The sequence below is a fragment of the Cohnella kolymensis genome (assembly GCF_000829465.1).
In the GTDB taxonomy this organism is placed as follows: Bacteria; Bacillota; Bacilli; order Paenibacillales; family Paenibacillaceae; genus Cohnella; species Cohnella kolymensis.
The window spans coordinates 21129-34806 of record NZ_JXAL01000012.1 but is presented as its reverse complement, the minus strand read 5'-3'; the positions used below and the strand labels follow the sequence as shown (position 1 = coordinate 34806).

Sequence of the window (13678 nt, the reverse complement as noted above, 5' to 3'; positions counted from 1 at the left end):
GCCGCCTGATGACCGCAGCATTGCGTTCAGGCAGCATTACAAGTTTAGCAAGTGTGCTTTCGGAAGTCAACGTGAATAACGAACAATAGGGACTAAGTAATTATTAATGTTCGGATTTTCAATAGTCGGATCAGGCACTGCCTAAGAAGGCCTCTGGACTAGTTTGGCTTAAGTTGACAAATTTATTGAAATTTTTTAAGAAAACCAATTCCACGGTGCCGACCGGACCGTTACGCTGCTTGGCGATAATAATCTCGATAATGTTCTTTTTCTCGGTTTCTTTATCGTAATAGTCGTCGCGATACAGGAAAGCAACGATGTCGGCGTCCTGCTCGATCGAGCCGGATTCCCTGAGGTCGGACATCATCGGACGCTTGTCCTGCCGCTGTTCGACGCCACGGGATAATTGAGACAAGGCAATGACAGGGACTTCGAGCTCACGGGCAATCTGCTTTAATGTTCGGGAAATTTCCGAAACTTCTTGTTGACGGTTTTCGCCGGCTTTGCCCCGCCCTTGAATGAGCTGAAGATAATCGATCAGGATCATGCCCAGCCCTTTTTCCTTCTTCAGACGGCGGCACTTGGCACGTATATCGGCTACGGTAATACCCGGCGTATCATCGATGAATATTTGCGCTTCGGACAAGGACCCGATCGCCATGGACAGCTTCTCCCAGTCGTCGCCTTCCAGGTAACCGGTTCTCATGCGCCCGGCATCCACGTTGGATTCCGCACAATCATCCGCTGTACAAGCTGTCCTGCAGACATCTCCAAGCTGAAGATGGCAACCGTCTCCGACGAGCGGACGGCCACATTCTGCGCGATATTGAGCGCGAATGCGGTTTTACCTACCGAAGGCCGGGCGGCGACGATAATGAGGTCGTTGCGCTGAAAGCCGGACGTCATTTTATCCAGGTCGACGAAACCGGAAGGGATTCCGGTCGTCCCGCCTTTGTGGTTATATAGATGCTCTACGCGTTCGAAAACTTCCATCAGAACGTCCCGGATGCTGATGAAGCCATGCGCAGCGCGGCGATTGGAGATTTCGAGAATCCGCTGCTCGGCTTCGCCAAGCAAAGACCCGACATCCTCATCCGTCGCATAGCCGCTTGAAACGATCTGAGTCGCGGTGCGAATAAGCCGCCTCAGCATGGACTTCTCTTCCACGATCTGCGCGTAGTATTCGACATTCGCCGCGGTAGGAACGGAGCCGGCCAATTTGGCCAGATAGCTCACACCGCCGATTTCATCGAGCTGGCCCAGATCCTGCAGCCGCGCCGTTAAGGTGACGAGGTCGATCGGCTCATTGTCGTCGCCTAATGCGACCATCGCTTCATAAATCCGCTGATGCGAAACGCTGTAGAAATCTTCCGCCCGCAGCCGTTCCATAGAAGTGATAAGGGCCTCCGCTTCAAGCAGAATGGCCCCCAAGACAGCCTGCTCCGCTTCCAGGTTTTGCGGCGGCACACGGTCAAACAGCAGTTGATCTCCGTTTCCGTTCATGTGTTACGCCTCCACCACTTGCACGTTTAACGTGCCCTTCACATCGGTATGCAGCTTAACGGTCACTTTGGTTACTCCAAGCGTACGAATCGGCTCATTCAGTTCGATTTTTCGCTTGTCGATTTTAATTTTTTGCTCTTCCAATGCATCCGCGATCTGCTTGCTTGTGATCGCGCCGAACAGCCGGCCGCCTTCGCCGGATTTCGCTTTGATCACAACCGTCTTTTCGGAAAGACTGGCCGCCAGCGCCTTGGCGGCTTCCTTCTCCTGCTCTTTCTTTTTCTCGGCGGATGCTTGCATTTGATCGAGCGCCTTCTTGTTCCCCTCGGTCGCGATCTGTACGACCCCTTTGGGCAGCAAGAAATTACGCGCATAACCTTCGGATACTTCTTTTACTTCTCCCTTTTTCCCCTGACCCTTTACATCTTGCAAAAAGATCACTTTCATTCGGACAACCCCTCTTCCCCTTCGAGATCCTTCAATACTTTCTTCAATTTCTCGGCGGCCTCGGTGACCGTGCCCGTCAGCTGCGCCGCAGCGTTCGTCAGGTGTCCTCCGCCTCCAAGCCGTTCCATTACGATTTGCACATTGATTTGTCCGAGCGAACGGGCGCTGATTCCTACCAGTCCGTCCGGCCTTAAACCTACGACGAACGATGCTTTAATGCCGGTCATGTTCAACAGCGTGTCTGCCGCTTGCGCGATAAGAAGCTGAGGCATCTCCTTGCCTGATTCGGAAACTGCAATGGCGATGGAATCCATAAAGGTTTCGGCATGGCGGATGATTTCAGCTTTGCGGATATACTCGTCCAGGTCCTCTTTCAACATTCGCTGGATGAGCGCGGAGTCGGCGCCGTTGCGGCGCAGGAAGGAAGCCGCCTCAAAGGTCCGGGAACCTGTACGCAAAGTAAAGCTTTTCGTATCGACGGTGATCCCTGCCAGCAATGAGGTAGCTTCACGGACATCCAGGGAGATACGCTCATGAATATACTGCAGCAGTTCGGTAACCAACTCGCATGTCGATGAGGCATACGGCTCCATATAGACAAGCACCGCATCTTCAATGAATTCTTCGCTGCGGCGGTGATGATCCACGATGACGATCCTGTCGGTCCCCTGAAGCAGCCGCGGCTCGGCCACCATCGTCGCCCGGTGGGTATCGACGACGACCGCCAGCGTACGCTTGCCGACAAGCCCGAACGCCGCTTCCGGCGGAATGAATCTTCGCGTCAAGCGTTCATCTTCTTTCAGCATATCCATCATTCTTTGAATGGAAGGGTTGACTCCCTCCAACACGATATAAGCTTCCTTGCCATAGAGCTGGGCGGCCTTCGCTACGCCGATGGCCGCTCCCATCGAATCCATATCGGGGTTTTTGTGTCCCATGATGACGATATGATCGCTTTCTTTGATCAAGTCGCGCAAAGCATGCGAGATCACTCGGGCCCGAACGCGCGTACGCTTCTCGACCGCATTGCTTTTGCCCCCGTAGAAGCTTTGACGCTGCCCGACCTTCACGACTGCCTGATCGCCCCCGCGGCCCAGCGCGATATCCAGGCTACCCTGCACGAGCTGTCCCAGCTCGATCACGTTCTCAGCGCCGGATGCGAAGCCGATACTGAGCGTCATCGGCAGTTTCTGATCGATCGTAATTTCCCGCACATCGTCCAACAATTCAAAACGTGATTGTTCCAAGTGCTTTAAGTTAATCTGGTTGGTGATGACCATATAACGGTCGGATGTGAGGCGTCTAAGGAATAAGCCGTACTTCTGCGCCCATTCGTTGATTTCTCCGGTCACCTTGGAAAGCATAAGCGCCCGTTGCTGTTCATCCATCCCTTGCGCGACCTCTTCGAGATTATCCATCATGACGATGCCGAGAGCGAGCTTCTCCTCGTCGTACCGCTTCCTTAGCGTCCAGCGGTCGGTAATATCCCGTACATAGATAAACCGCTCTTGCATGCGTGGAATCAACTCATAGACACGCCCGTTAATTGTCGTTTCAATTCCCGTTTCTTTGTCTTTGGGAGGTTGGAGCACAGCGGGAAAATGATCCTCCACCGGCTCGCCGACAATTGAAGGTTTACCTACTACCGTTGACACAAACCCGTTATGCCATTGTACTTCTTTGTCTTCGTTAAAGACGATAATTCCGAACGGAAGCTGTCCGATGACATCGTTGCCGACGCTTTTGATGCGGTAGGAAAGTGTCAGAACATAATCGTTCAAATCTTTTCGAAAAGCACGCTCGGCCAGTACGCCATAGACACCGACAATGCCTCCGAGCACCAAGCCTAACAGGCCAAGAAGCCATTGATACCATGCCAATGCGACTGTCAGCGCAAAAATGAGCAGCAGCGCCCACACGATATGCATGCCGTGCCAACGCTGCACGAGAAACTTAGGCATATCCGCAATCGCTCCCGTCGTTTATGATTTCACAAAATATCGACGCAGCGGGTAGGCCGCGTCGATCAAGCCGATGAGATGCAACGGGGGAAACAGAAACAGCGGGACGGATAGAAGCACCGCAGCAATAGACGGCCATCGTTTCGCATCCGCCAAAAAGAAGAAAAAGCCGATCGCTTGAATGATAAAAGCAAATTGCAAAATCGGAAGAAGGTTCGCGATTACAACTTCCCAATAACCGCCGTTCTCCGGAACGACAAAACTGGCTATGATCGCGACGAGATAATAGAATACCAAGCTTCGCGGAAGTCTCCAGGTCTTAGCCGGCGGCAAGGCAGGCGCCTCGAATCCGGCGGTGCGCAGCGCCAATCGGGACAACCCGTGTGTGATGACCGCAAACAGAAAAGCAAAAAACAGGATAACCGTCGGCAGCCATGTAATAAAGCTCTCGCTCAGCATATCGACAGTCCATCCCTGCGGCAGAAGGGCGTCTGAGCCTAGCTGCTGAAGACTAGTCGTTAACAATCCGGACAATTCAGCCGACAAATCGATATCGAACTGAACGGAGAACAGCACCAGCTCCAACAAGAATTGAGCCAGAATGACGACAAATCCGGCCAGTATTGCCGTTCGTGCCGGCGAACCCTTTTTATAGAAGAGCCCCATCGCCAGTGACGGAACGAGGAAGAACAAGCCTATTGTCAGCGCAATAGGCCCGTATCCTCCCAACAGGAAAAAAGCAGCCGCTGCAATCGCAATGACGTGAGCGGCGAATCGGGCGGGACTAAGTGTCGTGAACAGGACAACGAAGGGCGTCATGATCATGAACATTGTGATTACAATAAAGGGTGTCGGAATCGAGAGAAGCAACAACAATGCCGCCGCGCTCCAAATCAGCGGCTTCCAGCCGATTTTCAAATGGTTCACCTCTTGCGGATATGTTCGGACAATGCGGATAGATCCTGGTAATGATCCTCCAATTGGTGTCCTTCTTGTCTCAGTGCAGATAATTTGTCCGCAATGGCGTTGTCCAGATCCCGATAGGAAATGCCGAGCCGCCGGCCCAAGATGTAAGAGCTGGCGATCAGTCCGGCCAAGCTGTCCGTCAACCGGGCTGCGCTTCCCTCCCACATCGCTTTGAATAAGCGTGAAAGCTGATCGACAACCTCGGTTTTCAACCATTCGATCGTTCGAGCGCGTGTGGCTACATCGACATCGCGTTCCATTTGCGAACCTTCCTCTCCTACGTAAACTCGTGAGTTTCGCGAGAACAAGAAGCCTTGATTGATTCGTAAAGCCCGCAAAGCTGCAACTTCCATTATATCATAAAACGGCGGCCATTCCGCAATTCAATCCGTATCCGTGAAGCCCGAAACTGTGCGCCCCGTAACGTATAGAAAGGCCCGGAGATCTCAGAAGCCGAGTCTCCGGGCGTGAAATGGGCTATGTTAGTTTTGGACAACCCAGTTGCTGCCGTCTTTGGCGACCTGCAGTCCGTGGGATTTCAGTGCAGCTACCGGAACATAGCTGCGATCTCCTACCGAGAGCAGCTCCGCGCTGGTTCCGTCCTCCCACTGCAGCTTGTAACCCCGCTCCAGCATGAGCTCGCCTGCCTTGGGTGGGGGAACGTTAATCTGCGTTTTCTCAGCTCCGCTGCTCAGCTTGAATGTGCGCTTCACCTTGTCCCATTTGTAAGAATAGCCTTGCGACTTTAAAGTTTCTAAATCGAAATAATTCGAGCCGCCATAATTCAGCAACGGTTTGGCCGAATCACCCCACGTAAGTGACGACTTGCTTTCTTTCACGCGCAAAAACTCGCTTTTGATCGGCTGGCCGACACGAACATCTTTATGAAGTCCCTGCTTATCCATGGCAACTTGGCCATAAATCAGTACATATTCGATGCCGCTAGAATAGATATCCGGTTTCTCCACGGTGGACCGGTCGCTGATCGTGTTATAGTCGAACACAACGATGTCCGCGTCCATACCTTTCGCGATACGGCCTTTCTTCCTCAACGCAGGAGCTTGCTTCTCGAGACGCTGCGCAGGCATCAGCGACATCTTCGCGATCGCATCCGATAGCGAAATCACTTGCTGTTCGCGCACATACAATCCGACCGTACGGGCGAATGTGCCCGAAGCTCGCGGATGATTGTTCATGCCCGGTTCCAGTATCGCGTCGCTTCCTATCATCACATAGGGCGCTTTCAGGGAATCGATGACGTCCTGTTTCGGTATGGCGTAAGCAACCGCCAGCTTGCCTTGTTTTTGATATTTTCTGAAAGTTTCCGCCGTCAGCCTCTCCTTGGTCCCGGCAATCTGCAGATCGTTGTAGCTGATCCGGAACCTCTCCTGCCAGCCTTCATCGAACCGGGCGGAGTTCAAATAAGTTCCCCAGTAATCGTAAGGATAGATACACGAAGTAATATCGAGCCCTTCCGCAATTGCGTCGGCGACCATCTTAAGCGACTGTGTCATGGAAAAAGTGCCGCCGGTGCTGTTAATGTGATCGATGTGAACGGCAGCGCCCGAAGCCCTGGCATAACCAAGCAGCTCGTTAATGGCGTCAATGTTGGTGCCCGGTTCCTCCATGTCGGAGTACCTCGCATGGAAGTAGACCGGCACATTGTATTTATGCGCGAGCTTCATCAGCGGCAGAATTTCCTTGTCATTAACACCCGGCACATATTCCAGACTGAAAGATATGCCTAACACACCGTTGTTCAAAGCCTTTTCGGCGTCAGCCACAAGCTTCTGGATCTGCTGCGGCTTTGCCGTGTCGTAACGGCCTAGCTTGAACTGATTGCGCGCATGCGTGTAAAAGAATGAAGCACCGAAATGAACCGGTGTTTTGTTTCGTATGTAGTAGGGATACCATTTCTCGGGTACATGGGTGCCGCCGTGCATGGCGATGTTACTCGTTACGCCGTCTGCGATTTTATTCCAAACGCCCAGCGGATTGGGATCGTACGACAAGTTGTCGATAAACCCTGGAGCCACGACGAGACCTTTCGCATCAATCACTCGTTTTCCCTTCAGCTGTTGATCCGTAACGAGCGCAATTTGCCCGCCTTGTACGGCCACGTTAAGGCCTTCCTTATCCAGCTTGGTTTCCGGATTGATCACTCGTCCGCCTGCAATAACAATGTCATAGGTCTTGTCCAATTCGGCTGCAGTCGGTAGATCGATGCCGGATCCCGCGCTACCGGGAGTGAAGGCGGCCGCTTCCGGCGCATTCGGCTCGCCGGTTGCCGCCGACCTCGGGACGGCGGCAGGCGGCGAAGCTTTGCCGCTGTCGCGGAACAGCGATGTGCCCGCCCACACACCGCCGGCAATAATCAACACACCAAGCAGCAATAGAAACGGAAAAATTTTGCGATCTGTTAGAGTGTTGCGATGGTTGCTCATCCGTTCCTCCATGTATACCCGGTTAGTCTAAATGCCTAGTGATGAACCGTCCCAATATTTTCCTACGCTTCCCTCTTTAATTCTCTTTCATTCGCTTCAAAGGGTAGAAGCAGCTGTTCGCAATAGTCAATGATATCGCTTCGTCTGACGATGCCGATGAACCGGTTCATATCGTCGACGACAGGGACAAAGTTCTGGGTCTTGGCGAGCGAGATGAGATCTTCCATATTCGCGTCGATTCGTACGGAACGATTGTTGGTACGCATCGGCACTTCGCTTAACGCGACCCGATGGTGCTGGTCGAAGGTCAGCTCCGGCCTGTTCTTCAAATACCACAACAGATCACCTTCGGTGACGGTCGCTTTGTATTCACCTTGTTCGCTGATGACAGGAACCGCGGTATACCGGTGATGCTCCATACGTTCCATTGTTTGCCGAAGTGTCGCATTCTCATCTACGCAGATCACATCCTGTTTAGGCAGGAGAAAAAATGCAATGTTCATGGGTTCCTCCTTCGTGAAAACGAAGAACCGAAGCCAAATGGCTGCGGCCTTTTTTATTATATCATGTGAAAGCCGCTGCTCACCATCTGCAAAAAAGCACATCTTGTCATTTTAAGAGGGACTTTTGTCTTGTTCGGTGATAGCTGTTTTTTGCGGTGTCGTTAATGCGGCTTCCGGGGTGGCAGGGTTTAGCCAGTCTGCGATCGTTGCACGCACCGCCTGTAAATCTTCATCCTCCGCAACGAAATACCAGAGGCTGTGCGGACCCATTCTTTGGCCTTCCCCTTTAAGCGTATAGCTTTGAATACGATGTCCGGTTTGCAAAAATTGCTTGGCGAGCACGGTCATGGACTCGGGTGGAAGATCGGTACGGAAGTTCTCTCCGACGATGTCCAGAATCACGGGAATGTTATCCCACTGCTTCATGGACGCCGCTTTGCGCATTAGCGCCTCCAGAAACTGCCGATTTCGCTCGGTGCGGCTCATATCACCGCCGGCGTCTTCACGATAACGTACGAAGTTGAGCGCCTCTTGCCCGGTATAGCTCTCTTTGTTTGCCGTTACCGTAAATTTCTCGTGATCAGCGCCTTTATTTACAATATCCTCGGTAATAGGCAGAGAAACGCCGCCTAACGTATCCACCACTTCTACGAAACCTTGAAAGTTGATGGACGCATAATGGTCCACTTGCGCTTCGAGCAGGTTCGCCACGCTGTTGACGGCCATTTCCGCGCCGCCGAAAGCATAAGCGTGTGTAATTTTATCCGGCTCGTCCCGGCCGACCATCTCGGTGTAGGTATCGCGCGGAATAGACAACATCAGCACATTGCCGTCCTGCGGCCGAACCACTGTATATATGAGCGTATCGGAGCGTCCCCTTGTTTCTCCGGGGCGTGCGTCAACACCCATCAACAGCATACTGAAAGGCTTTTGCACTTCCGGCGGTTTTACCGGCTTCGGCCGATCCTTGAGCGGTTCATAGGAGTTTGCTAAACTCTCTTCTACTTTATTGGAAAGGAATAAATCATAGCCCAGCGCCGCCAATGCTCCACGGTTGGCGTAAATGATGCCCGAACCTACGACCAGTACCATGAAGCTGGCAATCAAAATGATTTTTAAACGACGATAATCCCGCATCCATTCTCTCTCCCTTAATAATGCGTTCCTGCTGTACCGACCCCTAATATACGATTTTCGTGCTTGTTTTGTTACAGAGTAATTTACAGCTACTTACCTAATTAAACACGCTGACAGCTAGTCTACACAACCCAATTTTTTCTCAGAAAATAGAAACACGCTGCCGGATTACCCGGCAGCGTGGATGGTGTTACAGGCTCAATTACTCCGTTGTGTATGGCAGCAAAGCCATTTGGCGGGAGCGTTTGATCGCAACCGTCAGCATGCGCTGATACTTAGCTTTCGTACCGGTCACACGGCGTGGCAAGATTTTGCCGCGCTCGCTGATGAATTTGCGAAGCAAGTCCAAGTCTTTGTAGTCGACATGGGTAATTTTATTAACTGTGAAGTAGCAAACCTTTTTGCGCTTGTTACGTCCGCCGCGGCGGAATTTGCGAGGCTCACGCTGCTCGCCTCCACCTTCACGAGGTCCGCGTGGTCCGCGCTCTTCACGTGCTTGAGGTTGGGATTGTGCTGGTGCTGCTGCTTGTTGTTCGCTCATTTGTTCTCCGTCCTTTCCAGTTAAAATGGCAAATCATCGTCCGAAATATCAATCGGTCGCCCGTCATCGGCGAAGGGATCGTTATTGTTGCCGCTTTTGCGAGTACCGGACTCCGGTTACCTTCGCCGCTTCCGCCTGAAGACTCGTCTCTACCCTGTCCCCCGCTGTCGCGGTTGGCAGATTCGAGGAAACGAACGTTATCGGCGATGACTTCCGTCACATAGACGCGGCGTCCTTCGTTGTTCTCGTAGTTGCGCACCTGAATGCGCCCTTCTACGGCGGCCAGACGGCCTTTACGAAGGTAGTTAGCGCAGGTTTCAGCCAGTTGGCGCCAAGTAACGACCGGGATAAAATCCGCTTCTCTTTCTTCCTTGTTGCTGGAGAAAGCACGGTCTACCGCCAATGTAAATTGGGCTACAGCGACACCTGCAGGCGTGTAACGAAGTTCGGGATCCTTGGTCAAGCGTCCTATTAAAATAACTCGATTCAACATCGCGGGTTCCCTCCCCTGTCATGACATTAAGGCTTGCGGCGGAATTCCGCCAGGTTCTTGTGCGGTTTACGCGGTCAAGTCTCTTACAACGATGTGTCGGATGATTTCATCCGAAATCTTGAGTACGCGTTCCAACTCCGCGACAACTGTCGGCGGTGCTGTGAAGTGAACCAACACATACGTCCCTTCGCGGTGCTTGTTGATCTCGTAAGCCAGACGACGTTTACCCATGATGTCGTGCTTAACGATTTCTCCGCCGTTCACGATGATGCCCTGGAATTTCTCCACGACGGCTTGAACGGTTTCTTGTTCCACGTCCGGACGGATAATGTACATCAACTCGTAGTTGCGCATCTTCCGTAACCTCCTTTTGGTCTTTGGCCCCCCGCTTTAAACACCGTATAAATGGTCATACGGTCGAGGAGCAAGGAGTATGCATTCAATTGCATACCTGAATAATTTATCACAAACATCGGTACAGGTCAAGGCTTTCTCTCTGCTGCGAAACCGGAATCCCTTACTCACAGAAGGAATTTCGCCTGCTAGGAGTTATGATCATTCACTGCGTGCTGTGGAATATATATTTCGCAAATGGGTATTCTAAGATTCGGCGACGATATCGAGAGGTGTGGTTCCCTTGGATTGTTGGGTGGAGCAGCCGCAAGACATCACGTTTCCATTCGGAGTAGGGCAGCGGACATTTTGTGCCAAAGACCTGGTCTGTAACACAGCGATATGATTCCGGCCACCGAAGAGCTGATTTGAAATCAGCAACGCTTGGCAACGATTCTTGATCTCATTACACGTCGCCCGGAGAACCCCTTAAAGAAGGGTTCTTCGTTTTTATGCAAACAAAAACGGCTCTAATAGAGCCGTTTGATAGAGCTATGTATGTAATGGCGGAGAGAGTGGGATTCGAACCCACGCACGCCTCGCGACGCCTAGTTGATTTCGAGTCAACCCCCTTGGGCCTCTTGGGTACCTCTCCACAGCAAGAAAAATAATAACATATTTACAGTGACCGCGCAACTGGAGTTATTCCCCACATTCCTTGCTGTACTCCGTTCTATACCTGGTTGTTACGCACGTCATTCCTGGTCTGTGGTCTGCGCATCCGCCGCTGACCTCAGTACTTTTTTGAGACTCTTCTCGAACTTGGCGCGAGGCAGCAGAATACTGTGTTTGCACTTCACGCATTTAATACGGATATCCATCCCCATGCGGATGACTTCCATTTCGTTCGCTCCGCAAGGATGCTGCTTTTTCATTTGCACAATGTCGCCAAGTTCGAAAAGTTTTCTTTCCATTTTAATGCCTCCATTTATTTCGTTCGCCGGCAATTTCCATTAGGAAGCCTCGTTCTGTCTCATCTCCAGCGCTTTTTTCACAGCAGTGTTGATCACACGCGTTACATCCGACTGAGTATTACCTTTGCATTCTGCCGTTATTCTTAAGGTCATCTCGTTCAGAGCGAGCTTCTGTATCCCGAGCAGTTCAGGGGTTCCGGTCATATTCGGATCCGTCAGTTTCGACAATACGGTCCGGATCGCTTCCATGGTTTCATCTGCCTGCTCATCGTATGGAATGATGAGATCAATGACTGCCAACGATTGGTTGACGGAGAAATTGGTGACGGCATTGATGGATCCGTTCGGAACAATATGCACTTCCCCGGTCCAGCTTCTGATTCGGGTAGCGCGCAAGCCGATCATTTCAACCGTACCTTTAAATGTACCGGTCTCAATGACGTCTCCCACTGCGAATTGGTCTTCCAGAATTATGAAGAACCCCGTAATTACGTCCTTAACAAGGCTTTGAGCGCCAAAGCCGATCGCAAGCCCGAGCACTCCGGCTCCCGCTAACAGGGGGGCGAGCTGAATATCAAACTCGCCGAGAATTAAGAGAACAACAATAAAATTAATGGTATAAGCGGCGGTATTCTTGAGGAGCTTGCCTACCGTCTGTACCCTTCGGGTGCGAAGTTTGAGCCGCAGAGACTCTCGATCGCTTGTGAGATGGTCAATGATCCGGTTAATTACCATTAAAGCCAGCCGGCTGACAAGAAGAATGAGTAGAATTCGTCCCAGAACGAGCGCGGCTGCAGTCCACATTGTCGTATTTGTGACCATAGCCATAATCTTATTTACGAATTCTTGCCACAGATGATCCGTGGACGGGTCTTCCGCGATCTTCATCATCGCACGCATCGGAAAGCCTCCTTTCAAACCATAATCTCTTCATAGCCTGTACAATTTTTTCGGAATAAGCCCCGAATCATTACCTGCTCAGATGAAATGATCCGCCTCACTTCAGAGAGCGCCTCCGCTGGGAATGCAATCGATAGGGCACATCCGGCTGTAATCTCCTTCGGCGTCGGACAGATATCGATCTCAATATCCGCGTATTCCAACAGCATTTCGGCACGCAGAGCCTGCTGGGTGGAATCGAATGCAATCAATAGTGACACGATACACCGTTCCTCCCGGCGCTGACTGTGTAACATAGAGACATGCAAGTATAAAAGAGCCCTCTCATCCATATACTAGTAACATACTATGGGAGGAGGCGAAGCGGACGAATGAACGGCGCGTGGGAGAAACGGCCGGGCACCGCAGCGGATTCGGCGGCGCTCTCATTAAAAATTCCTTTTAATGAACCTACTGTTATGAATCGATTGTCCCAGAATCTTGAACATTATTTGAGGGATTTGCCGCTAGAGCGCCGTATTGTCGTCGTCTGCGTCGGCACCGATCGTTCCACGGGAGACTCGCTCGGTCCGCTTGTGGGGACCGCTTTATCGCGTGAAGGCAACTGCAGCACTTTATTCGACTTGTACGGTACATTGGATGAACCCGTGCATGCGATGAACTTGGGAGATACTTTACTCAAGATTCTTAGATCGTCACGCCAGCCTTTCGTAATCGCCGTAGACGCTTGCCTCGGACAAGTATCAAGTGTCGGGTGTATTCAGCTGGGCTCCGGCCCTGTGCGCCCCGGCGCCGGCGTCAACAAAGAGCTGCCGCCGGTTGGAGATATACATATGACCGGGATCGTAAATGTCGGCGGATTCATGGAATATTTCGTTCTGCAGAATACACGTCTTAATTTAGTAGTGAAAATGTCAGAAATCATTGCTCAAAGTCTTTTACGAGCCATTCAGAATACCCGAAGCGTTATGCCTTTTGCATTGCCAGACTGATGGCCGTCTTCTCTTCCGGCGTTAAGATATATGCGGATTGACCCTTGTCGATCGGCTTTGCGTACAGGAACGTTTGTTCCCTTCCGTGAATGCCCGTGATCACGACCCCGTCTTCCTCTTCATTTACAAATGCGACCGAAAAACTCAAATCGCTTCCCGTATCCGAGAAAGCATTGAAACGATGGACGCCAACGCGCCCCTTAAGCGCGGTCAGGCGTCTCTCTATTTGTTGCAGCCGCTGTTCTTGCTGCTCATGCGTACGATTAAGATCGGACAGCTGTTCATGTATGACATGCATGACATCTTCTATTCCACTCACCCCGGTATCCCCTACCAGTTTGCGGTGAGCCTTTTTCAATTTACTCAATTTGCCGCTGAGCGCAGCCAGCCAAATAAACATTAACAAAAGCAGCAGGCCTTCCCCTGCAACGATTGCCATCGCAATTTGAGCGTTCCATCCGTCCATGTGATTGTGTCTCCCCCA

Annotated in this window: 14 protein-coding genes, 1 tRNA gene and 2 pseudogenes; 1 reads left to right on the top strand and 16 read right to left on the bottom strand. The window is 51.6% G+C overall.

Annotated features, from left to right (window positions below; genetic code table 11):
* Positions 1-130: 130 nt before the first annotated feature.
* From dnaB to SD71_RS08425, 15 genes and pseudogenes are all read right to left on the bottom strand, one after another.
* Positions 131-1503, bottom strand: a pseudogene (gene dnaB / locus SD71_RS08495) (replicative DNA helicase).
* Between the two features lie 3 nt (positions 1504-1506).
* Positions 1507-1950, bottom strand: coding sequence for a 50S ribosomal protein L9 (rplI, locus tag SD71_RS08490; protein WP_041062014.1), 444 nt, complete (start codon positions 1948-1950; stop codon positions 1507-1509).
* Complete coding sequence (locus tag SD71_RS08485) at positions 1947-3911, bottom strand: DHH family phosphoesterase (protein ID WP_041062013.1); 1965 nt, start codon at positions 3909-3911, stop codon at positions 1947-1949. The genes rplI and SD71_RS08485 overlap by 4 nt, the downstream gene beginning before the upstream one ends.
* A gap of 21 nt (positions 3912-3932) precedes the next feature.
* Complete coding sequence (locus SD71_RS08480; RefSeq protein WP_041062012.1) at positions 3933-4829, bottom strand: DUF2232 domain-containing protein; 897 nt, start codon at positions 4827-4829, stop codon at positions 3933-3935.
* 5 nt (positions 4830-4834) lie between these two features.
* On the bottom strand, positions 4835-5137 hold the full coding sequence (locus SD71_RS08475; protein WP_041062011.1) for a MazG-like family protein: 303 nt from the start codon (positions 5135-5137) through the stop codon (positions 4835-4837).
* Positions 5138-5359: 222 nt separating this feature from the next.
* Positions 5360-7321, bottom strand: coding sequence for an amidohydrolase family protein (locus tag SD71_RS08470; protein ID WP_041062010.1), 1962 nt, complete (start codon positions 7319-7321; stop codon positions 5360-5362).
* 62 nt (positions 7322-7383) lie between these two features.
* On the bottom strand, positions 7384-7824 hold the full coding sequence (locus SD71_RS08465; RefSeq protein ID WP_041062009.1) for a CBS domain-containing protein: 441 nt from the start codon (positions 7822-7824) through the stop codon (positions 7384-7386).
* 111 nt (positions 7825-7935) lie between these two features.
* Positions 7936-8961, bottom strand: coding sequence for an LCP family protein (locus SD71_RS08460; RefSeq protein WP_041062008.1), 1026 nt, complete (start codon positions 8959-8961; stop codon positions 7936-7938).
* A 202-nt stretch (positions 8962-9163) separates the two neighbouring features.
* Complete coding sequence (gene rpsR / locus SD71_RS08455; protein ID WP_041062007.1) at positions 9164-9502, bottom strand: 30S ribosomal protein S18; 339 nt, start codon at positions 9500-9502, stop codon at positions 9164-9166.
* A gap of 20 nt (positions 9503-9522) precedes the next feature.
* Positions 9523-9995, bottom strand: a pseudogene (gene ssb, locus SD71_RS08450) (single-stranded DNA-binding protein).
* A gap of 66 nt (positions 9996-10061) precedes the next feature.
* Positions 10062-10349, bottom strand: a complete 288-nt coding sequence (rpsF, locus tag SD71_RS08445; RefSeq protein ID WP_041062006.1) for a 30S ribosomal protein S6 — start codon at positions 10347-10349, stop codon at positions 10062-10064.
* 543 nt (positions 10350-10892) lie between these two features.
* A tRNA-Ser gene (locus SD71_RS08440) sits at positions 10893-10983 on the bottom strand.
* Positions 10984-11083: 100 nt separating this feature from the next.
* Positions 11084-11302 (bottom strand): DUF951 domain-containing protein, encoded by a 219-nt coding sequence (locus tag SD71_RS08435; RefSeq protein ID WP_041062005.1) that lies wholly within the window; start codon positions 11300-11302, stop codon positions 11084-11086.
* Positions 11303-11341: 39 nt separating this feature from the next.
* Positions 11342-12202: a mechanosensitive ion channel family protein gene (locus SD71_RS08430; RefSeq protein ID WP_052476085.1), complete on the bottom strand. Its 861-nt coding sequence runs from the start codon at positions 12200-12202 to the stop codon at positions 11342-11344.
* A 14-nt stretch (positions 12203-12216) separates the two neighbouring features.
* On the bottom strand, positions 12217-12498 hold the full coding sequence (locus SD71_RS08425) for a DUF3343 domain-containing protein (protein ID WP_052476084.1): 282 nt from the start codon (positions 12496-12498) through the stop codon (positions 12217-12219).
* Positions 12499-12573: 75 nt separating this feature from the next.
* Between SD71_RS08425 and yyaC the strand changes: the two genes are divergently transcribed.
* Positions 12574-13194, top strand: coding sequence for a spore protease YyaC (gene yyaC / locus SD71_RS08420; protein WP_041062003.1), 621 nt, complete (start codon positions 12574-12576; stop codon positions 13192-13194).
* Here the strand turns inward: yyaC and SD71_RS08415 are convergent.
* Entirely contained in the window at positions 13169-13660 is a 492-nt protein-coding gene (locus tag SD71_RS08415; RefSeq protein WP_052476083.1) for a DUF4446 family protein, read from the bottom strand. The two genes, yyaC and SD71_RS08415, sit on opposite strands and share 26 nt — an antisense overlap.
* Between the last annotated feature and the right edge of the window lie 18 nt (positions 13661-13678).

Coding starts and splice junctions, on each gene's coding strand:
- SD71_RS08475 (WP_041062011.1), bottom strand. CDS start 5,137: ATGGAACGCGATGTCGATGTAGCCACACGCGCTCGAACGATCGAATGG.
- SD71_RS08415 (WP_052476083.1), bottom strand. CDS start 13,660: ATGGACGGATGGAACGCTCAAATTGCGATGGCAATCGTTGCAGGGGAA.
- SD71_RS08460 (WP_041062008.1), bottom strand. CDS start 8,961: ATGCGGGATTATCGTCGTTTAAAAATCATTTTGATTGCCAGCTTCATG.
- SD71_RS08430 (WP_052476085.1), bottom strand. CDS start 12,202: ATGCGTGCGATGATGAAGATCGCGGAAGACCCGTCCACGGATCATCTG.
- rpsF (WP_041062006.1), bottom strand. CDS start 10,349: ATGCGCAACTACGAGTTGATGTACATTATCCGTCCGGACGTGGAACAA.
- yyaC (WP_041062003.1), top strand. CDS start 12,574: ATGAACGGCGCGTGGGAGAAACGGCCGGGCACCGCAGCGGATTCGGCG.
- rpsR (WP_041062007.1), bottom strand. CDS start 9,502: ATGAGCGAACAACAAGCAGCAGCACCAGCACAATCCCAACCTCAAGCA.
- SD71_RS08470 (WP_041062010.1), bottom strand. CDS start 7,321: ATGAGCAACCATCGCAACACTCTAACAGATCGCAAAATTTTTCCGTTT.
- SD71_RS08485 (WP_041062013.1), bottom strand. CDS start 3,911: ATGCCTAAGTTTCTCGTGCAGCGTTGGCACGGCATGCATATCGTGTGG.
- SD71_RS08425 (WP_052476084.1), bottom strand. CDS start 12,498: ATGTTACACAGTCAGCGCCGGGAGGAACGGTGTATCGTGTCACTATTG.
- SD71_RS08435 (WP_041062005.1), bottom strand. CDS start 11,302: ATGGAAAGAAAACTTTTCGAACTTGGCGACATTGTGCAAATGAAAAAG.
- rplI (WP_041062014.1), bottom strand. CDS start 1,950: ATGAAAGTGATCTTTTTGCAAGATGTAAAGGGTCAGGGGAAAAAGGGA.
- SD71_RS08465 (WP_041062009.1), bottom strand. CDS start 7,824: ATGAACATTGCATTTTTTCTCCTGCCTAAACAGGATGTGATCTGCGTA.